Annotated in this window: 13 protein-coding genes; all 13 read right to left on the reverse strand. The window is 42.4% G+C overall.

Annotation, left to right across the window (positions count from 1 at the left end; translation table 11 throughout):
- Positions 1 to 535 precede the first annotated feature (535 nt).
- The 13 genes from C9J47_RS18720 to rsmC all read right to left on the reverse strand — a co-directional run bounded on the left by C9J47_RS18720 (position 536) and on the right by rsmC (position 21156).
- Entirely contained in the window at positions 536 to 922 is a 387-nt protein-coding gene (locus C9J47_RS18720; RefSeq protein WP_107254857.1) for a hypothetical protein, read from the reverse strand.
- Positions 923 to 1320: 398 nt separating this feature from the next.
- Positions 1321 to 2733, reverse strand: coding sequence for a phosphoglucomutase/phosphomannomutase family protein (locus C9J47_RS18725; protein ID WP_107254858.1), 1413 nt, complete (start codon positions 2731 to 2733; stop codon positions 1321 to 1323).
- Positions 2734 to 2797: 64 nt separating this feature from the next.
- Entirely contained in the window at positions 2798 to 5203 is a 2406-nt protein-coding gene (locus tag C9J47_RS18730; protein ID WP_107254859.1) for a glycoside hydrolase family 94 protein, read from the reverse strand.
- 39 nt (positions 5204 to 5242) lie between these two features.
- A complete protein-coding gene (locus C9J47_RS18735) occupies positions 5243 to 7174 on the reverse strand; it encodes a beta-N-acetylhexosaminidase (RefSeq protein ID WP_107254860.1) in 1932 nt (643 codons plus the stop codon).
- Positions 7175 to 7183: 9 nt separating this feature from the next.
- Positions 7184 to 8071 carry a glucosamine kinase nucleotide-binding domain-containing protein gene (locus C9J47_RS18740; RefSeq protein WP_107254861.1) on the reverse strand — a complete coding sequence of 296 codons (888 nt, stop codon included), beginning with the start codon at positions 8069 to 8071 and terminating at the stop codon, positions 7184 to 7186.
- Positions 8064 to 9800, reverse strand: coding sequence for a glycoside hydrolase family 9 protein (locus tag C9J47_RS18745; RefSeq protein ID WP_107254862.1), 1737 nt, complete (start codon positions 9798 to 9800; stop codon positions 8064 to 8066). Before C9J47_RS18745 ends, C9J47_RS18740 begins: the two co-directional genes overlap by 8 nt.
- 41 nt (positions 9801 to 9841) lie before the next feature.
- Positions 9842 to 10837, reverse strand: coding sequence for an ABC transporter ATP-binding protein (locus C9J47_RS18750; protein WP_107254863.1), 996 nt, complete (start codon positions 10835 to 10837; stop codon positions 9842 to 9844).
- 26 nt (positions 10838 to 10863) lie between these two features.
- Positions 10864 to 11838 (reverse strand): ABC transporter ATP-binding protein, encoded by a 975-nt coding sequence (locus C9J47_RS18755; protein ID WP_107254864.1) that lies wholly within the window; start codon positions 11836 to 11838, stop codon positions 10864 to 10866.
- Positions 11838 to 12866 (reverse strand): ABC transporter permease, encoded by a 1029-nt coding sequence (locus C9J47_RS18760; RefSeq protein WP_107254865.1) that lies wholly within the window; start codon positions 12864 to 12866, stop codon positions 11838 to 11840. The genes C9J47_RS18755 and C9J47_RS18760 overlap by 1 nt, the downstream gene beginning before the upstream one ends.
- Before the next feature lie 2 nt (positions 12867 to 12868).
- Positions 12869 to 13855, reverse strand: a complete 987-nt coding sequence (locus C9J47_RS18765; RefSeq protein WP_107254866.1) for an ABC transporter permease — start codon at positions 13853 to 13855, stop codon at positions 12869 to 12871.
- A 148-nt stretch (positions 13856 to 14003) separates the two neighbouring features.
- Positions 14004 to 15683, reverse strand: coding sequence for an ABC transporter substrate-binding protein (locus C9J47_RS18770; protein WP_107254867.1), 1680 nt, complete (start codon positions 15681 to 15683; stop codon positions 14004 to 14006).
- A 769-nt stretch (positions 15684 to 16452) separates the two neighbouring features.
- Positions 16453 to 19845, reverse strand: coding sequence for a response regulator (locus C9J47_RS18775; RefSeq protein WP_170107547.1), 3393 nt, complete (start codon positions 19843 to 19845; stop codon positions 16453 to 16455).
- A gap of 291 nt (positions 19846 to 20136) precedes the next feature.
- Positions 20137 to 21156 carry a 16S rRNA (guanine(1207)-N(2))-methyltransferase RsmC gene (gene rsmC, locus C9J47_RS18780; protein WP_107254868.1) on the reverse strand — a complete coding sequence of 340 codons (1020 nt, stop codon included), beginning with the start codon at positions 21154 to 21156 and terminating at the stop codon, positions 20137 to 20139.
- Between the last annotated feature and the right edge of the window lie 16 nt (positions 21157 to 21172).

The following is a 21172-nucleotide window of genomic DNA, read 5'->3' on the forward strand; positions in this document are numbered from 1 at the left end:
GGTAGTTCAGTTGGTTAGAATACCGGCCTGTCACGCCGGGGGTCGCGGGTTCGAGTCCCGTCCACTCCGCCATTATTGAAGAAGCCCTAATCGAAAGATTAGGGCTTTTTTACGTCTATAGAAAATGGAAACTGAATAGATAATGCGGAGTGGTAGTTCAGTTGATTAGGCTTTTTATTTAGAGCTTAGCGGCCTGCCACGCCGAGGGTCGCGCAGGTTTCGAGGTAAATAGAAAGTCCCGTTAACGTAGCCATTATTGAAGAAGCCCCCTCTTTAAGGTAGAGCAGGAAAGATTAGGGCTTTTTTACGTCTATAGAAAATGGAAACTGAATAGATAATGCGGAGTAGTAGTTCAGTTGATTAGGCTTTTTATTTAGAGCTTAGCGGCCTGCCACGCCGAGGGTCGCGCAGGTTTCGAGGTAAATAGAAAGTCCCGTTAACGTAGCCATTATTGAAGAAGCCCCTCTTTAAGGTAGAGCAGGAAAGATTAGGGCTTTTTACGTCAGTAGAAAAATAAAGCTGACTTTATTCTTAACTAGATGGCTTTATATAGCCCCGTGCGCAGAAATTCTTGTTGTTGATTATCTTTTTTCTCTCGCTGTAAAGACCGATATGTTGAAGCTAAATATGTCATTAATACAGAGAATAAGACATAGGCAACGAGAAAGGTAATAGGAGAGTGGATTATATTGCTTGTAAAAACTCCGATAATGCCTGCCACTGTAATGGTTAGCTTACTGACAACTGCGAGTACGAGATAACTCATAGTGTACTGTGGTTTTAGGATCGCTTGATAAGCAATGTAGTAACCTATTGTCACCGCTATCATGGCTAAACTAAACCCGATGACAAATGAATTAAAGTGTTCTGTGAATAAAATGGCCATCATTATGGCTATGAGGGTAAAAGTAACCTTTTTCATATTAACTCCTTGTCATCATAAATGACTAAATGATTTACGGTTAGGTTCTCTAATTGCATTGTGCGCGTTGTTTTTATCTCATGTTGTGATCAATAGATGTTATTTAATAATGGTATATTTATAGGTATACAGTTATTGAAATGTAGGGTAATTATACTAATCTAGCTAATTAAATGATCAGTGAATTGCGTAGGACAAATCAGTAACAATGGCAAAGATGCATATTGACAGGCATAAAGTAGAATGAAAATTAGATTATTATCAAAAGAAAAAGGGTAGTAACTAACTACCCTGGCGCGATAACCTAAATGAATAGATTTGCGAAATGTAACAGCTATATAGCACGTTACGATAGGACCAACAATGAATACGGTAAACAGTGTTTATAAAAGAAAGACTTATACTTTTAAGAACTCTTTCATTTGTAGCAGTACTGCTTCTGCTTTTACTTTATCTTCCATTTCAACGAATAAGCGCAGTAAAGGCTCGGTGCCAGAGAAGCGCGCTAATGCCCAACCTCCATTTTTAAAATACACTTTAGCGCCATCGGCGTAGCTAACTTTGTCTATATCGTAATTAAATTCAGGTAACTCTTTATCAATATAGATTTTGTTATATAGACGTTCGCGATCTGATGCTTTAAATGTACAGTCACCTTCGGCGGTGTAGGCATAACCATATTTGCTGTAGATTTCATCAAGCATTTCAGATAGTTTCTTGTTAGTTACACTGATCATTTCGACCAATAAACTAGATGCAAAAACACCATCTTTTCCTTTAATATGTCCGCGAATAGTCAAACCACCAGAACTCTCTCCGCCAATTAAAGAGTCATCGGCTTCCATTTGTGAGCTGATATGCTTAAAGCCTACAGGCACTTCAAAACATTTTTCGTCATGGGCTGTTGCTACTTTATCTAGTAAATGTGTGGTTGCTATGTTGCGTACAACAGAGCCTTTCCAGCCTTTGTATTCCAACATGTAGTAGTAAAGTAATAGAAGTACTTCGTTGGGATGAATGAAGTTACCTTTTTCATCGATAATCCCGAGACGATCAGCATCACCATCAGTTCCAATCCCAATATCATAACCCTCGTGAGCAACTAAGTGCTTTAGACGATATAGTGTTGCTGCATTTGGTGATGGCATTAAGCCACCAAAAGATGGATTTTGATCATCATGGATAACATCAACGTCGCAGCGACCTGAAATTAACACTGTTTGTAATGCATTTTTAGCGACACCAAACATAGGGTCAATCAATACACGTAAGTTAGCTTTCTTAATCGCTTCGATATCAATAAAGTTAATGATTGAGTCGACAAAGGCATTCATAGGATTAATGATTTTGATTGTTTGTGATTTCAGTGCCTCATCAAAATCTACGCGTTTAATATCACTATTTGTTAGCCCTTGAACTTGTTGTTCAATTTTGTGCGTAATAATTTCATCCGCATCACGGCCACCTTCAATGAAGATCTTAATGCCGTTGTAATCAGCAGGGTTGTGAGAAGCAGTGATACAAGCTGAATATGTTGCACCTGTCTCTTTTGATTCGAACATTACGACAGGTGTAGGGACATATTTATCTATAAAACTAACTGTAATTCCATTTCCAGCGAGCACTTCTGCAAACCATGCTGCTGCTTTATCTGATAAAAATCGACGGTCGTAACCTATAACAAAACCATTATCGATAACATTTTCGTTATGCATAATATTGGCAAGAGCCTGTGCAACTAATCGGACATTTTCACGAGTAAATTCTTCACCAATTAAGGCGCGCCAGCCACCTGTTCCAAACTGAATCATGATGGAACTCCTATTTCTCTCAATCGAAAATTAAAGTGGGGATAAAAGTTATCCCCAAGAATATTTAACCCATTACCACTGTTACAGTATTAACCGTGCCTTCAGCTTGAGGTGCAATTGCCCCATCAACTGTTTCACCGTTTAATGTAATAGAAGCAATGCCTTTGCTAACATGGTTTGGATTTACAACATTGATGTTGTAAGTTGCCCCTCGCCATTGACGCGTAACGTCAAAACCTGGCCAGTCAGTTGGAATACATGGATCGATAATTAGACCGTCAAAGCTTAAACGGACACCGAGAATAAAGTTAGTTGCGGAAATATAAGCCCAACCAGAAGTACCCGTTAACCATGGGTGGTTTGCACGACCATGATCTTGGTGATCGCGTCCCATAATGAACTGAACGTAGGAGTAAGGTTCTGTTATACGCTTTTCAATCATGTCATTTTGGTTATATGGGTTAAGTGCATCGTAGAATTTCATCGCTTGATCACCGCGACCAAGCTTCGCTTCAGCGACCCAAGCCCATGGATTCGGATGAGAGAAGATTGCACCATTCTCTTTTACACCTTGATAAACGCGGGTGACAAAGCCAATGTCATCATTTGGTGTAGCAAAAGAAGGAGCATTTAAGTGAAGGCCATAGTCTGAATAAAGGTACTCATCGACCGCATTCATTGCTTTTTCGCCACGCTCTTGGGTAACTGCACCTGATACAACAGCCCAGGTATTAGACTCTAAATGCACTTTTCCTTCGGTTTGTTCGTTAGTACCTACTTTGTCGCCATGCTTAGTGATACCTCGAATATACCAACCGCCGTCTTCGTCCCACAGGTGATTTTCACAGGCATTTTGTACACCGCCAGCCATATCTGCATAACGTGCAATGTCTTCGTCTTTACCTAAGAATTTAGCGAGGTCGATAAACTCTGTAATTGCCCAGTAATGAAGGAAGGCAACCATTGATGATTCACCGCCACCAAGATTTAAGCAATCATTCCAATCCGCTCGTAATCCTTTAGCAATACCTGTTCGTCCTACATGTTCAGCTGTGAAATCAAGTGCCGCTTTCATGTGGTCATAAACGGTTGCTTCACCACCATCAGCAAAAGGAATGACTTCATTAAAGAAATCAGTTTCGCCAGTTTCCATAACGTAACGACAGATAGTCGGTACTAACCATAAGTGATCGTCAGAGCAGGTGTCTTCGATACCATGGATCTTATCTTCGTCGCTTGGTGTTGGAACGACGGTTGGGGATTTGGATGGTTCAATATTAGCTTTTTCTGGATCAAACCAATCTGGATCAAATAGGTGAAGGCCATAACCTGCTTTTACTTGTCCTCGAAGAAGATCGATCAGGCGTTTCTTGGTCATCTCAGGGTTTGAATGAGGCACTGCCATTGCATCTTGTGCTGTATCTCGATAACCAAGGCCTGTACGTCCGCCGACTTCAATAAAGGAAGCAAAGCGCGACCAAACTACACATGTTTCAGCCTGATATAAGGTCCAGGTATTTAACATGGTATCTAGACCTTCGTTTGGCGATTTTACTTGGAACTTTGCACAGCGCTCATCCCAATGAGCTTTGATACCTGCAAATGCAGCATCAACATTTTCTAAGTTTTGGTATTTAGCGCGCAGCTTAGCACCATTGCCTTTACCTAAACCTAAGATATAAACAAAACGTACTTCTTCACCTGGCTGAATCACAAATTGTTTATGCAAAGAACCACAATGGTTATAACAAGTTTGTGCGGTGTTCGAACACTTACCTTGCTCTACAGCGATAGGGTTTGATTCGTCACGGTATAAACCAAGGAATGAGTCACGTTGACCATCGTAGCTATCAGGATCAAACGTTGAAGCTAGGTAGTAAAAGCCTTCAAATTCACTGGTGTTATAGTAAAGATCGTACTCGATGACACCATCTTCATAAGACGTGCCTGCAGAGTATAAGCTCATCTGGTGGTTTTGGTTATCAGACTCTATGTGACTGAATGAAAACTCAACAAATGAAAATGCGCTGATGGTTCGCGGCTTGTCACTGTCATTTTTAATGACAACATCCCACACTTCAGCATCTTCGCCTTTTGGCACGAAAAGAGTTTTTGACGCTGTAATACCGTTGTATTCACATTTGAATTTTGAGTAAGACAAACCATGACGAACTTCGTAGCTTGCTTCATCAAGACTTTTAGCCACTGGCTGCCAAGAAATTGACCAGTAATCTCCCGTTTCATCATCACGGAGATAGACATAGTGACCAGGGCGATCAAACGATGCATTTGGACGAAATTTGGTTATGCGATTATATTCAGGTGAATTGTAAAATGAGTAACCACCCGCATTATGTGAAATTACAGTACAGAATTTTTCAGTACCAAGATAGTTAGTCCATGGTGCTGGCACATCTGGACGAGTGATAACGTACTCTCTGTTGTCATTATCAAAATAACCGTATTTCATTGTTTCTAATCCTTCTAAATATTTACTTTCCGTGAGTGGTTATTCACAGCGGCGGTAGTTTATGCCCGCTTTATCTAAGTAGCAGAGTTGACCTTTAAGACGTGCTTTAAAGTCATCCCAATTGCGTTGTGTGGGCTGGCTCCAACATACTTCAGCGATTGCTAATAAGCGTGGAAAAAGCATGTATTCGAAACGGCTTTGATTATTGATAAGTTCGCACCACAACCCAGCTTGAATACCGATGATGCGTTGATGTGCTGGATCCTCAGTGCTTAATTTAGAAAATGGTTGATAGCTATAAACAGTTTCGAGAGGGACTTTTCCGGCCCAATCAACCCCAGGTTCATCAGCAGAGAATCCTTGCGCTAAATCGAGATAGGTATATTGAGCTGGTTGCATGATGACGTCATAGCCTTGTTGGGCTGAAATCAACCCTGCGTCTTCGTTTTGCCAAGAGAAGATCATGGTCTCTTTACTGACTTTGTCGCCCTTGGTTACTTCTTCCCAGCCCATCATTCGTTTGCCTTTTGCTTGAATAATACCTTCAGCAAATTTAAGTAAATGACCCTGTAGCTCGATTGGGTTTTGGTATCCGTGTTGCTGCATTAATTGCTGACAACCTTCACTGTCGGTCCATACTCCTTTGGGTACTTCATCACCACCGATATGGATATATGGTGCCGGAAACAAGTCACAAATCTCATTTAATACCGTAGAGATGAAGGTGTAAGTGCCTTCAAGTGCTGGTGATAGCACGTTATCGGAATAACCCTGAATACTGCGATAAACGGAATGATCATTAGGATCGATAAGTAAATCGGGCAATGACTTTATGGCAGCTCGGCAGTGTCCCGGAATATCGATTTCAGGGATGATGGTGATCCCACGATCATGTGCGTAAGCAATAAGATCTCGAACCTCTGCTTTACTATAAAAGCCACCGTAACGTTGATCTATTGTGGTGAATTGAGGCTGGATATCTTCATTCGGACCACGCCATGCACCAATGTTTGTCAGTTCAGGGTAGGCGTCTATTTCGATGCGCCACCCTTCATCGTCGGTGAGATGCCAATGGAAAGTATTGAACTTGTAGCGAGCCAATTGATCAAGTAAGTGCTTGATTCTTTTGGTTGAATGGAAGTGTCGAGAACAATCTAGCATCATGCCGCGGTATGCATAATAAGGTTGATCTTCAATTTCAACCATGGGAATAACATAAGCTGCAGAGGCATCGTGACGAGGTGCTGTTGGAAGTAGTTGCAACAAACTCGATGCCGCATTCACAAAACCAGATTCAGTGCTAGCTTGAAGCCAAACATTATCTTGTTCGATCAGAATACGGTAGGCACCGTTTATGAAATTAGCGTGATATTGAAAATGTATATTACCGTTATCGTTAATTGGCATCGCATCGTGTAACTGCTTTTCTAGCTCGCTTTGTAACCAGTGCACAGCACCTTGCGCCATTGTATCTGGTGTAGTAATTGCGGTGTGTTGAGTGAATGCAAATTCTCCGCCTAATACTTTCAGTTTATTTGGCACAGGAATTAAATTGATTGCTTTTGCCGCTGGTAAGGGGGTTGTCAGTCTTTCTATTGCGGGTTGACCTAAGTCGATGCAAGTGACCTCAACAGCTCGCGGGATGATGGTATGGTCATCGGTATTAATCGCCAGAAAAGCGTCGGGAATACCATCATCATGTAACGTAAACGGGCTCGTCCCCATTGAAAATTCAGTATAAAAATGGCTATTGGGTGCCAAATGCTCAGAAGAATTAGGTGATAAAGTACAGTAACTGCCTAGCTGTGTTATCGACCCATTAGAGATTGATTCTGATTTAATCCAACGGCCAACCGTAAAATGAAGAGACCAATTATCTACTGGTTGATCAGTAAGGTTATGTAATGTGAGAGCAAAGCGAGATTCATTCTCTGTTTTTCTGATTACGGTAAAGTCGACACGATAACTCATAATAACCTCTTAAAGTGGATACAGGTTGTGAGAGCTTTTGGCCATGGCGATAGCACCATCCATCGCATCACCTTGCGGTGTCGCAATACGGTGCTGAAGAGGCGGAGCTAACCAAGCATAAATGCGTTCGGCAATACTGCCCATTAAGCAAATTTTATCGGCACCACGGTGAATCAAGGCATTCATCAACATTGAAATATCTGAGGCAGTTTGCTGTAACATGGAAATCGCAAGTTCATCGCCTTCAGATGCATAAGAAAAAATCGCAGGAGAGAATTGACCATAATCACAAGGTCTTGCTGTTTTAGACCAGCTAACAATCGCGTCAATATCATGGTTAAAATGCGTCAATACATGCTGAGATAGCGCTGTTTGAGGAATAATGCCATCAGCACTTAGTAATACTTGCTGAATAAGACGAAGCCCCATAACAGCCCCGCCTCCTTGATCTGAAATTGGGAATTCTCGACCTCCAACAATGTGCTGTTCGCCATGGTGTAAGAAAATACCGCATGATCCTGTGCCTGCAATTAGAATGGCGCCATCATTACCATTCCAAGCCCCTAAGCAAGCCCCGTAAGCATCGGTATTTAAAGTGACCGTTGCGTAAGGGTGCGGTTGCGCCATAAAGGCATACCAAGCACTCTTTTGTTCAGCACCAGCCAGCGCAAGCCCAACTGACATCAATTGAAAATCAGAGGGTAATAGTTGCGCTTGGGCGGCAGCTGTTGCAATGGCATCTTGTATAGAAGCCATTGCGATATCACCACCTAATAGAATATTGGCACTGCCTGTTTTTGCTTCACCTAAAGTATTACCGTTTAGATCGCAAATACGTGCACGGCAAGATGTACCACCTCCATCGACGCCCACATAGTATTGGACATGACTAAGCATGTTGACGCTCCTTAAATTGCATTGTGATCGCCAGTAAATACCAAGCGCCATGCGGGATCCATTGTTCTCCCCAACGCCAGTTTTGTAGCATGTCATCCCTTTGTTTTTCAGGTTTAAATGCTATGCCTTGTTCATTTTCAAAGCCGGAAGTAATGCCATTACATACGCCGCCTTTTGCATTACTGAAACCGAGTTTTGGTAGATAGTCGGGGTTATTTCGACCATGACCATCAAGCATGCACATATCGAATGGATTTAAACCTAAAATCCAATCAGTTAAGCGATGGGCATAGGTCATTAATTGACTTTTTATGTCCTTATCATTAATGGTGTTTTGTGCCATATAAGCCATGGTAATGAGGGATGCAATACGGGCATTTTCTCCCTGCCACCAATAACCCGTTTCATTATCGTGTGGCATAAAGAAAGCGGATTGTTTGTCTCCATTGACTGCTTTGGTGTATTGGCGAGGATAGCCAAATGGATTGTTCACTTCATGGGTAATTGATAACTCAAACTTCAACGCATTTAGCAATACAGATTGGCACTGCTCAGTTCGCTGAGCATGCGCTTCAATCTGTAAATATTGCATTAAGGCTATGGCTGGTAAACCAGCTTCTGCTGCATGAAAGTACGGTCGGCTGCCATCATCGTTAGCTGCCCAATAGTGAGCAAAATTATAGTCTGACATTTGGCGAGCCATTAATTTATCAGCCCAGATTCGAGCTTCAGCTAAGAAGTTAGTTTCTTGAGTAGAACGATATAACTCAACAGATGCTAATAACGCACAATATTCATCAATAATATTTTCTTGTCCGTTATTGAGATATTGATGATTCATTTCTTTTAGGTGCCAATAGCCTTTTTTAGCAGCATCTAAATACGTGTCTGTTTTAATATCGCCACACTGTGGAATGCGAGAGGTTGATGCTAAGTTTGATAAGCGTGACGCAGCTGCTAGAGCGGCAATCGCGACGCCTGCTCCTTGGCGAAATCCTGCTTGGTAATCAGCAGACTTATGACCATCTTGGGTTGAGAAAGCACAGACTTCACGTTGCTCTGTCGATTTACTCCACTGGTCGAATACTGTCATATAGAAGTAGCCTTGCGGATGTTGCATTAGCAGTAAAAAGTCAGCCCCATAAAGCGCTTCTTCGACTAAACGAACGCGGGTAAAATCAGCAATACTTTCTTCGTCTTCTAGCACCTCGTATGCCGTTAGCATGTTCCAAACAACCATAGGTGTTTGTTGAGGATTGAAATAATTACCATAAGATAAGTGACTGAAATATTTACTTACGTCACCTGATGCATCATACCAGCCACCATGTACATCAACGGTTTCGTTAGTGCCGAATAACGGCACTTTCTTATCTGCACATTCGTAAATTCCAGAACAACGTTGAGATTTAAAATAATGTAAAACATCACTGAAAGTGTCTTGCATTAATAGCCCCTCGGCCACACGAAAAGAGGCTGACTCGGTGTCACCTACACGAATACGATAGTCGCCACAAATATCTAATGCAGTGAAATCGATAGAGTAGGTGTCACCGATATGCCATTGTGCAACTGGACCACAGGCCTGAAGGGGCAGCTGCATAATGGATTGACCGCTTTGGCAACAGATGAGATCTGCATGATGCAATGCAAGCGCTGGCTGCGCCTGCAATATTGCTTGTTTTGCTCCAAGGCGTTCATAACCAAGATGATTTGTTAACAGCTGCATGTATCCTCCGATTTGTAACTTAGTTACTATTTTTAATACGATTAATTTTCAAATAAATAGCAACGTACAAAGTGGTTGTCTGATAATTGAGAAATTTCAGGTAGCTTTTCTCGGCATTTATCCATTGCATGAGTACAACGACCAGCAAACGGACAACCTAGGCTCTCTGGTGTCCACAATGGGATTTCACCTTTATTACCTTTTAACTTGGTATGGATTGATTTACTTGGATCGGGTACAGCTGAAACAAGCAGTTGGGTATATGGATGTTGAGGATCGTGAATGATCTCTTCGGTATCTCCCCATTCAACCATGTGACCGACGTACATAACGGCAAGGTCTTCAGCGATGTAACGGGCTGTGGCAATATCGTGAGTGATATAAAGCAGCGCCATTTCACGCTCAAACTTCATTTCTTCCATTAAGTTAAGTACACCTGCACGGATAGAAACATCCAGCATGGAAGTGGGTTCATCAGCCAGTACGACTTCAGCACCTACTGCAATATTACGCGCTAAATTGACACGCTGACGTTGACCGCCTGATAGCTGGTGAGGGAATTTCGCCGCCGTTGCTTTAGGCGGGATTAGTCCAACCTGTTCAAGCAAGCTATATACTTTTTCTTCCAATTCTTTTTTATTACTTGGCGATACTTTTTTATGGATCAGTAATGGTCGAGCAATGTGATGGAAAATAGTATGGGTTGGGTTTAGTGACCCAAATGGGTCTTGCCATACCATCTGTACACCCTGGCGGAACTGCATTAAATCGCGGTGCTTGGTGATCTCTGCAATATCGCGACCATAATGCTCAATGTGCCCCCCTGTTGGTGGATACATTTTTGCAATCATTTTAGCGGTGGTCGATTTACCTGAACCCGATTCGCCAACCACGGCCAAGCCGCGGCTTTTATACATTTTGAATGACACGTCGTTGATTGCACGCATCTTGGATTTCTTTAATGAGTTACTATTGACCTCAAAATCTTTAATCAGATTTTTACCTTCAATAATTGGTTGTCCGACAGGTTTGTTCATAATGCCTCCCAATAACTTCCTACTTTTTATTTACTGCTTTTATTGAATAGGTGGCAGTTTGATAAACGACCTGGTTCAAGTTGGCGTAATTTAGTGGGCGTGCTGAAACAGGCATCATAGGCTTTGTTACAGCGCGCTTGAAAACGGCAACCTTGAGGTATTTCCAATAAGTTCAATGGATTACCTGGGATGCCAGTGAGGCGCGTTTTAGGACCAGTCAGTGGTGGAAATGAATTTCCCAATCCTTCTGTGTAAGGGTGGAAAGGTTGTTCAAGTATTTGTTTTGATGGTGCAACTTCGATCAATTCGCCGGAATACATGATGCCAATACGATTTGAGAACTCGACCATTAGCGATATATCATGGGTAATGAATAGTATCGAGAAGCCAAATTCTTCTTTTAGTGCATAGATTTTTTGTAGAATTTCACGTTGCACCACAACATCCAAGGCTGTTGTTGGCTCATCCATGATGATCATTTTCGGATTCAGAGCCAGTGCTATAGCGATTACCAGACGTTGACGCATCCCCCCCGAGAACTGATGCGGGTAGTCGCGCAGACGATTAGGGTGAATATCAACAATTTCTAGCAGCCCTTCAGCACGGCGAATCGCTTGTTTACGGCTCATGTTAGTGTGACGCATTAGCACGTCGCAAAACTGCTCTTCCAGTGTGAGTACAGGGTTAAGTGCGTTCATGGCACTTTGGAAAACCATTGACATCTGACTCCAGCGAAACGCTGTCATATCAGCTTCGCTGTGTTTTAAAATGTCACCATGACCGTCAAAGATAACTTCGCCACCAGTGATAAATGCGGGTGGCTTATGTAAACGCATTAATGCCATTGCCACGGTTGATTTACCACAGCCAGACTCACCGGCCAAACCGAATATCTCGCCTTTACCTATGTCAAAGCTGACATTGTTCACTGCACGTACATCGCCAGCTTCTGTGATGTAGTCAACACAAAGGTTACGAATGGAGACTTGTGGATTAGTCATTACTGTTCTCCTCCCTGAAAGGCTGGCTGAGCTGCTTTAAGTGCCGCTTTATGAGCTTTTTTATTCTGTTTCTCCATTTTTTCCCAGCGTCGCATGCCTTTGTGAGAACGCAGTTGTGGGTTTGCAATTTCATCTACCGCAAAGTTAAGCAGAGCAAGACCGACAGCAATAAATATGAGTGCCATACAAGGTACGAATAGCTCCCACCATGCACCGACGAGCATCGAAGAAGATGTTTGAACGTTGTACAACATCATGCCCCAACTGATAGTGCTCGGATCACCTAGCCCTAAGTACGATAATGTTGCTTCGGTCATAATTGCCAACATTACTGAGCCGATGAAGCTAGCACCAACGATAGAAATAAGGTTCGGTAGAATCTCGACAAAGATAATGCGTACACGTGATTCACCTAATACTTCAGCGGCTTTAATAAATTCTTTCTCTCTGATTGATAAGGTCTGCGCTCTAACGACACGTGCACCCCATGCCCAGGCGGTTATCCCGATAACCAATGCGATGGTTTCAGGTCCCGCTTTACCAATGAAGGCGGCGAGAACAAACAATAAGGGTAGCTGTGGTATTACGAGCATGATGTTCATGGCGGCAGAGAGAATGTCATCAACTCGACCTCCGAAGTAACCAGCTGAAACACCTACCAGCGTTGCCAGAAAGCACACCATTAAGCCAGCGCCAAAGCCGACAGCAAGTGAGGTACGTGCGCCGTACACAACTTGCGACCAAACATCACGTCCCAGTCGAGTTGTGCCTAGTACGTGATCGGCTTCTTTTGACATCCGTAAAGTACGAGGGTTATCGGCTAGGTTTTCGGCAACCCAACCATCTGGATTATTTTGTGCAGCCTTAACGACAAACGCTGGGTATTCATGCGGGCTCCCCGTTCTCTTGTTAGGAGCATGGTCTGTAATGAATGGAGCCATAATAGCGGCCAAGACGAATAGGATGATTATGCTTAAGCCGGCAAGGGCTTTTGGGTTACCAGAAAGTAGCTTAATTAAACCTTTCATAATTATTTACCTCCTTTACGTAGGCGAGGGTCAAGTGCCACGATGAGGATGTCGGCCATGAAGTTAAAGAACAGCATAAATAGGGTCATGATAAGTAGCTGACCTTGCAACACTTGATAATCACGCGCGTTAATTGCGTTAAGAAGGACAGTACCTAACCCTGGATAGTTAAAGATCATCTCGATAATTAGCTGACCGCCAATTGCCAGACCGAGTGCCATCGAAAGAGCTGTTACACTAGGCAGCAGGGCGTTTCGTGCTGCGTAGTTGAATACCACGCGGTTTTCACTTAACCCTTTACCTTTTGCCATGGTGATATAGTCTTCATTGAGCAAGTTGATCATGTTGTTACGCATGTTGATCAAGAAGCCGCCAATTTGGATGATAGTGGCACAAAATAGAGGCAACACGGCGTGATAGAGCACATCTTTAATAAATGCAAAACTGGTCCAGTCAGGCGTTGTACCTGCGGTATACGCATAAGTGGAAGGGAACCATTTAGTACCGATTGCAAAGGTGTACAGCACCAACATGGCTACCACCACAGGAGGAACTGCTTGAATAACCATCATCCCTGGTGAAATGAAGGTATCGTATTTACTGCCTCGCTTCCAGGCAGCGAAAATACCGAGGGTCGAACCTAAACAGAAGGCTAAAATAACCGCTGTACCTGCAAGGAATAACGACCACCCTACCGCTCCAGCCATGACATCATTCACTGTCTGCGGGAAGGTTTGAATTGAGATACCTAGATCCCAAGAAAGAATTCCTTGGAGGTAGATAAAGTATTGCTGGTAAATTGGACCATCGACAAAACCCAATAGTTGCTTCATTGCTGCGATACGCTCAGGTGTTACCTGTACCGATGCGTTAGCGAACATCATTGTTACCGGATCACCAGGCATTGCCCGCGGTAAAATAAAGTTGAGCGTCACCGCAAATAAAAGAGCTATCAGATAAAACGATAGCCGGCGTATAAAAAATCCCATAACTCACACCTTAATCATCCAGCATTTGTTCCCTGTGCTAGATTCAGGACAGAAATCCCCCTGACGCAGAGCGCCATTACTTTTAAAGAGTGGGGGGGAAGAGGCGGTGCGCAATGTGTGCACCGCAAGTTAATACCTAAATTATGCTTTAGGCTTTAGGCTTTAGATCAAGTACTTGTAGAAGACGTTCTTGAGTGTTGGTGATAGGCATTGGACGGCCTTTCGGGTTGTTCTCATTCCACCAGCCCGTAAAGCGCGAGGTGTTGTATTGAGAAGTGTACGCACCAGACATGACTGGTACTGTTACTTGGTTTTCAGCAATGATTTTTTGGATTTTGTGAGCGATCTTAACTTGCTCACCGCGGTCTGCTGTTTTGTAGAAACCGTCAAGCAGGCTATCTAGCTCAGCATTTTTCCAGTAATGAAGAGCAAAGCGAGGCATTCCTTCGTTAGCTTGGAAACGTGAGTGATAAGCACTGTCCCAGTAGGTGTATGGATCTGCACCATGGAAGTAGTTGGTGTAAGCAACATCGTATTTAGCATCAAGCATTGCTTGGTTGTAAATTGAGAAGTCAGGGGTACTTGATTCCGCTTTAATTCCCACCTCTTCAAGCATTTCTACACCGAGCTGTACCGTGTTGTTGAAGTCAGTCCAACCACTTGGAGATTGAATTGCTAGCTCAAGCTTTTTACCTGTTGGGGTCTCAACGAAACCGTCACCATCGATATCTTTAAAGCCCGCTTTTTTCAGCAATGCTTTTGCTGCATCAATGTTGTAGGTATTAAATGGCTTGTACTTCTCATGAACAGCTTCATCTGACCATGCCTCAAAGGCCTGACCTAGACCGGAAGCGTAATCGTTTACTACACCACCGCCGTAGAATGCGATATCGATAATGGTTTCACGATCGATGGCCATAGAGAAAGCACGGCGGAAGTCAACGTTGTTAATCGCTTCATTGTTGCCCGCATTCGGCGACTTGTAGTTGAATATAAAGGCCTGGCTACCACCTGCAGGGTACCAGTATTTATTATTCGGATTAGCTGCTGCGTAAGTGCTGTCAACATCAGGGATGAATGAGTATGTCCAGTCGTACTGACCGCTTAGTACCTGCCCCAAGAACTGGTCGTTACCAGCAACTTGTGGTAGACGCAGACAGTCAATATCTAGGTTGTCGTTATCCCAGTATTGAGGGTTACGGCACTGGGTGTATAGTTGCGGAGTGAATGTTTCGATTTCAGTAAATGGACCGGTACCTACAGGGTTCTCATTAGTGAAACGTGTAGGATCTTCTACCTTGCTCCAGATATGTTTAGGAACAACTGATACTTTATTGATCAGGTATGGCACATTCGAGTTTGCTTCAGTCAGGTTGAAAGTAACTTTATCACCAGAAGCGATCACTGATTTCAGGCGTTGGTTGATACCGGTACGGTCAAGTTCAGGGTATTTCTTCAGCATGTCATACGTAAATGCAACGTCTTCAGCTGTATACGCTTTACCGTCAGACCATTTCACTCCATCACGGATTACGAAAGTCACCTGCATCAGGTCGTCAGACATATAGTAGTCTTTCGCCAAACGCATTACTGGCTCGTTACCTTTCAGTTCATTAAATACTACGAGTGGCTCATAGATGAAATCTTGAACGGTATCTAATTGAGTTTGAAGAAACGGGTTAAAGTTACGAACAAATGTAGGATAAAATTTTGGTACCATTGTTAGTTCATTACGTTCAGCAGCAGCGGCAATTGGTGCCGTTAATACTGAAGCGGCTGCGGCAACAACCGCTAACGCTAACTTCGTTTTCTTAATATTGGCAAGCATAGCTGTTCCTTACTTTTGCTTAAGTTTCACTTATGGAAATTGATTGCTCCAAGTGGAGCACTCGAACCTACTTCGAAGAAACTAATAAAGTATCTAGCGAATGGCCTTGTAGGGTCGAAGTAACCCTAGGAAACTCCGAAATTGAAAAAGCGTCAATGTGGTCGCCCGTTAAAAACGTCAAAAACAGTTTCACTGCTGTTAAAAACGTTAATACCGAGTAGTTGAGTGAACCTGCTAATGAGATTGGTTGTGCTTAATGTCACAATTATTTTTAGGCGTTACACTTCTAAAGTTAGTAACTGCAAACCCCTTACTTTAGTTTTTATAGGCTTATAGGGCTAACGCTGAACGAGTGTGATGTAATGCGAATGACATGAATGAGTTAATTCCCTGCGTGAAATTTTACCGTTTGATTTGTTGTGATTCGCTTCTCATATTTAAAAACAAATATATCTTTAAGGATGGACGGCCTTACTTTGTTGTAATTTTAAGCATGACACTGAAGTGTTTAATGATGTTTTTCAGTAAGCGAAATGATAATTTTGCACTGGAAATAAGCTCAATGCAGTGATGGGAATGAAGAAATAAAGGACATACTCTCAGCATACAAAACGTACTTAAAAAGGGAATTATAACCGTATAGATAGACGGTATCAGTAGGACATGGGCATCTTTACATTGGCTTGAATAGTGAAAGAGAGCTCAAGGGGGAGATAGCAAAAGACCTGCAAATGGCAGGTCTTAGTGATAGTGGCTAAAGGGGGGGGGGTTATTGGCTAATAATGTGCTGTAGCTTGTCTCGCATTGTTTGCACTTCATGACGTTCGATGGACGAATCAGTGCAACGTTCCAATACAAAGTCGATAGTGTTAATGACCGTTCGCCAGCGTGGGGTCTTAGGTAAAGTTTCAACATGTAGGTATTTATCTAGAGTTCGCGTTTGTAAGGTACTCCTATCTAAATATACGCGCCATAAGCCACTTTCTTCCGCTAATTCAAACTTTGTTTTTTGCGAAGCGGTTTCCCAATACTTTAGTGTCGCCTTCATGACGTCGACTAATAGCTCACGAACCATATCAGCCTTATTTTTACCGTTATCCCCTAATTTATCTGCTAGGCGAGTGAATTCTCCACCAAGTTCGCGTAGCTGCTGTAAATTGTGTTTGTCGCCATCGAATGCAAAGCTTGATAAAACGTCGATCGCATCTTCTAGCATTGAAATTCGATGCTGAGCAGATGGACCTTCATTATCAAATACAAACATTCGTTTTAGTCCTGATTCTTCAGGTAAGTTGATCACATCAGTATCGAGTGGTTTTAGAACATCGCCAATCCGGAATGTTAAGCTGCCATTGAAATGATGACTTTGACTAATATCATTAGGTAAGTGAGTTACTAGAATATCTTCAATGTTATAGCGTTCTAGCTGTTCAGGTGAGCGTTTGAATAGCTTTCCTGCCGCACTATTGGCATAGCGAATACGCCCTTCATTTTGTACACAAAGGATGGCTTCATTGGTTGATTCTAGTAACCCAAGCAAACGACTTTGGGTCGTCAATAAACCGACTTCAACTTGTTCTCTGCGATGAATTTCTTGTTGAAGTGCTGCATTTTTCTGACGCTGTACTTCTGTTTTTCCAGCCTGAAGGTGGGCACTAATACGGGCTATCAATTCTTCTTTATTGAATGGTTTCGTCAGATAATCATTAGCGCCAGATTCAAAACCTTTGATCCTATCTTGAACTTGCCCTAGTGCTGAGAGCATTATGATGGGGAGCTCTATTAAGGAATATTCTTCGCGTAAAATATGGCATACCTCATAGCCACTCATTTCAGGCATCATAATATCTAGCAGGATTAAAGCTGGCTGTTGTTGTTCAATGATTTTCAGTGCTTGTGGACCACTGTCTGCGGTTAGAACACGATAACCTTCTAAACGTAAGAAGTTATTCAAGACTTGCAAATTGACGGGTTCATCATCAACGACCAATAGTAATTCACCGTCAGGGTTTTCAGGTAAATTTTCGGTTTCACATGTGGTGGTTTCTGATGATGGTGCTTGAAAGTGAATTTTCCCATTGGTGCTTTGGCTAGCCACAATGTCTTCATTTGACGCTAAATTGAGGGTAAAGCTGAATGTTGTACCGACCATTGGTTGGCTACTCACATAGAGGTGACCTCCCATTAAGTCGATTAATTGACGACTAATCGATAACCCCAGCCCAGCGCCCTGACGGTAGTTGGCCAAACCAGTGTTTGCTTGTATTAACGGCTCAAAAATATGTTCCAATTGTTCCGCTGGAATGCCTTGCCCTGTATCGACAACTTGAATGCGTATTTGGTTTTCTAATACGGTGGAAGAGAGGATGATCTTCCCTTCAGAGGTATATTTAATCGCGTTACCAACAAGATTATAAAGAATTTGTTCAAGGCGCTGTTCATCAGCTAATACTAACGGTAAGTCATTAGGTATTTGATTGATAATGCGAACAGGCTTACTCCCCAGCAGGTGACTGGATAATTCGAGTACTAGGCGTACTGCAGAGGGTAGGTTTACAGCGTACTTATTAATATCGAGATCACCGTAGCGCATTTTATGGTAATCAAGCAGATCGTCCACGAGGTTCGTTAAACGTTGACCGCTATTGATGATCATCTCTAATTGACGACGTTGTGATTTTTGAATCGGGCCATTTGCACCCGCTAAAAGTGATTCAGCAATGCCGACCATACCGTGTAGTGGTGTACGTAATTCATGTGATGTTGTTGCTAGGAATTCATCTTTTAATTTATCTGCTGCTTGAAGGTTTTCGTTTTGTTGGCTAATGACTTTTAAGTTTTGTTCTAGCTCGTTATTTTGGTCTCGAATGAGTGTGATCTTCTCTCTGATTGAGCGTTGCATTCGAGCGAAACTGATTGCTAATCGTCCGATTTCATCGCTGCGTTCTGTGCCTTTTATTTCTTGTTCTAAATCGCCAGCAGAGGCGCGCTCTGCTGCCCATGTTAACCGTAGTAGTGGAGCGGTAATAGAGTTTGATAACCAGTGAGAAGAGATAAATACCAACACAATGGCTGTTAACATGGCAAAGAAGAAAAGCTTTTCTAATTGATGGATACGTGCAAAGGCTTCTTTTTCGGGTAATTCAACCAACAGGGCCCAGGTGGTTCCCATAACATTGATCTGCGAGAAGGCACTGAGAACAGAGACATTGTTGTAATTGTTAAAACTACCTACACCACTTTCTCCTGCTAGTGCAGCATCAATTTTTTGGCTTGTTAAAGTCGCTGGAGCGCTTTTCCCGTCAGTGATACGTGATTTATGATCGGGACCAATAAGTAACGTCTGAACGAAATTTGTGCTTAAGTTCGCATTCTTAATTAAGTCACTGATCGTTTTATTCTTTAGCTTAAAAAATACGTAGCTATGTAAATAACCTTGTTGAATGATAGGGGCTGCAAACCAAGCCGTATATTCTTTGCTAAAGGGATCGAGGCTGAAATCAGTGAACACGACAGGGACGACATCGGGCTCCAATTGGTGCTTCTTCGTTTTAGCTTGGATCTTGGTAAAGGTTTCTTTTAATGCATTCGATGGATTGTTATCGTCCAGTAAATTGGAACCAAATTTATTATGCTGAAAAACGGAATACACCACATTGCCGTTTATATCGACCAACATAATGTCACTAAAAGCCGAACGTTTTAGGTACTCTTCATAAGCCCAGTTATAGCGTTTATACATTAGACGATAACGTTCGTGACCAACGAAACTTGCTGAATTGTCGCTAGAAAAGTTTTTATTTTTTGTTGTCAGCGTTTCTTTGAAGTAACGGCTGTTGGTTGTACCTTTTAATAAGGTGTCAATTTCTCCCAATTGATTGAAAGCGCCGACTAAGCCATAGAATCGCCCGCCACTGGCATTTGACAGTTCAGAGCGTGCGAAGCTTTGGACATCCAATTCTCTGGCGGTAAAAAAATTATTGAGCTGTTTTTGCTTATTATCGAGTAAGGATGCGAGATGATTAGTGCTTTGTTCAGCAAGATCTTTAGTGTGAGAATTAAGAAAAAAGAATGCCGAGAGTGTTAGTGGGGTAATACTAAGCACTAAAAAAGCCAACATTAAAGTATGCTGGAGACGTTTAAATCGTTTGGTATTCTGCATTCCTGTGCCTGAATGTATGGTATGTGAACCGATTGAAGTCGTAGTTGGTAAATAGGTTTTGACGTTTATATATGTATTAAAATGGACATATATAGTATTTGCTAATCAGTAAGATCCTATGCAACTTAGTTATACGGCGCTTTTTTCGCGTAATCAAGTAAGTCTAAGTTGAAGCGTGTGCGGAAACACAAAATTGACGGTGTTAACGAGAGAAAGGGGTTATAAACGGGAAGAATTAAGCAGACTGAATGTTTTTCAGCCTGCTAAATATTCTCTTTTTGACAGAATACGTTATTTCTTTGCCGAATAGATCGTGAATTTATTCGTATTGGCGAGAACGTTACAAGTCTCTAAACTTTGTTCAATCAGTTCTGGATACTTGAGAAAGCTATTGGCAACAATGATTAACTGTCCGTCGCTAAATAAGTAGTTAGGTGCTTGAGCTATAAAGTTTTCTGTTGCAGCATAAAAGGTTTTTAAGCCAGCATGGAAAGGAGGGTTACTGATTAAGTAATTGTAAGGGCCTTCCAGTTCAGAATATACATCAGTAGCTGTAAATTTCGCGTCTAACTGGTTAACTTTAAACGTTTCTTTTGCTGATTCTATTGCTAATGCACTGATATCACACAATTCTAATTCAATACGTGGATGCTTGGCTTTCATGATTGCTCCCAGCACACCAGCACCACAGCCAAAGTCGAGTACTTTACCGCGTAGTGCAGGCAAGGTATTAATCAGTAACTTTGACCCGTTATCAAATTCACCATGGCTAAAGACACCGGGCAATGAGCGAACGGTAAGTTCGACACCTGAGACATTGATCGGGTAGCTTTTAAACCAATCATTAAGGTTAAAGGATTTAACCTCATTGTCACAGCGTCCCCAGTAGAAACTGCAACGTCGTGCTGAATCATATTTGGTTAAGGGGCCATAAGGTTGGAACATTTTTTCAGCGCTGCGCACACCACTGCGGTTTTCACCCACAATGCATATCTCTGTTTCAGGACCAAATTTAGCCAGCAACATCGACATTAAGTAATCAGCTTCAGCTTTTGCTTTCGGCCAGTAAATTAATAGCATATCAATGTCGAGCGTAGCGTCTAGTTGTGCACCAAAATGGCAGTCAATGTTAGAATGACGGCTCATAGAGCTGTGGTAACCAAAGTTAGTCGTAAATACTGCGACAGATTGTGCAACGTTAGCTAACTCTACTGGGTAAGCATCGCTTAGCTCGCCTGCAATAAGTACCTTTCGGCCTTCAAAAAACGCTAACTGACGAGCAACCACTTGGCTCGCGGCGGTGTAAGACATAGGTGGCCTCAAAAAA

Source organism: Photobacterium indicum (assembly GCF_003026215.1).
Classification (GTDB): domain Bacteria; phylum Pseudomonadota; class Gammaproteobacteria; order Enterobacterales; family Vibrionaceae; genus Photobacterium; species Photobacterium indicum.

Coding starts and splice junctions, on each gene's coding strand:
- C9J47_RS18720 (WP_107254857.1), bottom strand. CDS start 922: ATGAAAAAGGTTACTTTTACCCTCATAGCCATAATGATGGCCATTTTA.
- C9J47_RS18725 (WP_107254858.1), bottom strand. CDS start 2,733: ATGATTCAGTTTGGAACAGGTGGCTGGCGCGCCTTAATTGGTGAAGAA.
- C9J47_RS18730 (WP_107254859.1), bottom strand. CDS start 5,203: ATGAAATACGGTTATTTTGATAATGACAACAGAGAGTACGTTATCACT.
- C9J47_RS18735 (WP_107254860.1), bottom strand. CDS start 7,174: ATGAGTTATCGTGTCGACTTTACCGTAATCAGAAAAACAGAGAATGAA.
- C9J47_RS18740 (WP_107254861.1), bottom strand. CDS start 8,071: ATGCTTAGTCATGTCCAATACTATGTGGGCGTCGATGGAGGTGGTACA.
- C9J47_RS18745 (WP_107254862.1), bottom strand. CDS start 9,800: ATGCAGCTGTTAACAAATCATCTTGGTTATGAACGCCTTGGAGCAAAA.
- C9J47_RS18750 (WP_107254863.1), bottom strand. CDS start 10,837: ATGAACAAACCTGTCGGACAACCAATTATTGAAGGTAAAAATCTGATT.
- C9J47_RS18755 (WP_107254864.1), bottom strand. CDS start 11,838: ATGACTAATCCACAAGTCTCCATTCGTAACCTTTGTGTTGACTACATC.
- C9J47_RS18760 (WP_107254865.1), bottom strand. CDS start 12,866: ATGAAAGGTTTAATTAAGCTACTTTCTGGTAACCCAAAAGCCCTTGCC.
- C9J47_RS18765 (WP_107254866.1), bottom strand. CDS start 13,855: ATGGGATTTTTTATACGCCGGCTATCGTTTTATCTGATAGCTCTTTTA.
- C9J47_RS18770 (WP_107254867.1), bottom strand. CDS start 15,683: ATGCTTGCCAATATTAAGAAAACGAAGTTAGCGTTAGCGGTTGTTGCC.
- C9J47_RS18775 (WP_170107547.1), bottom strand. CDS start 19,845: ATGCAGAATACCAAACGATTTAAACGTCTCCAGCATACTTTAATGTTG.
- rsmC (WP_107254868.1), bottom strand. CDS start 21,156: ATGTCTTACACCGCCGCGAGCCAAGTGGTTGCTCGTCAGTTAGCGTTT.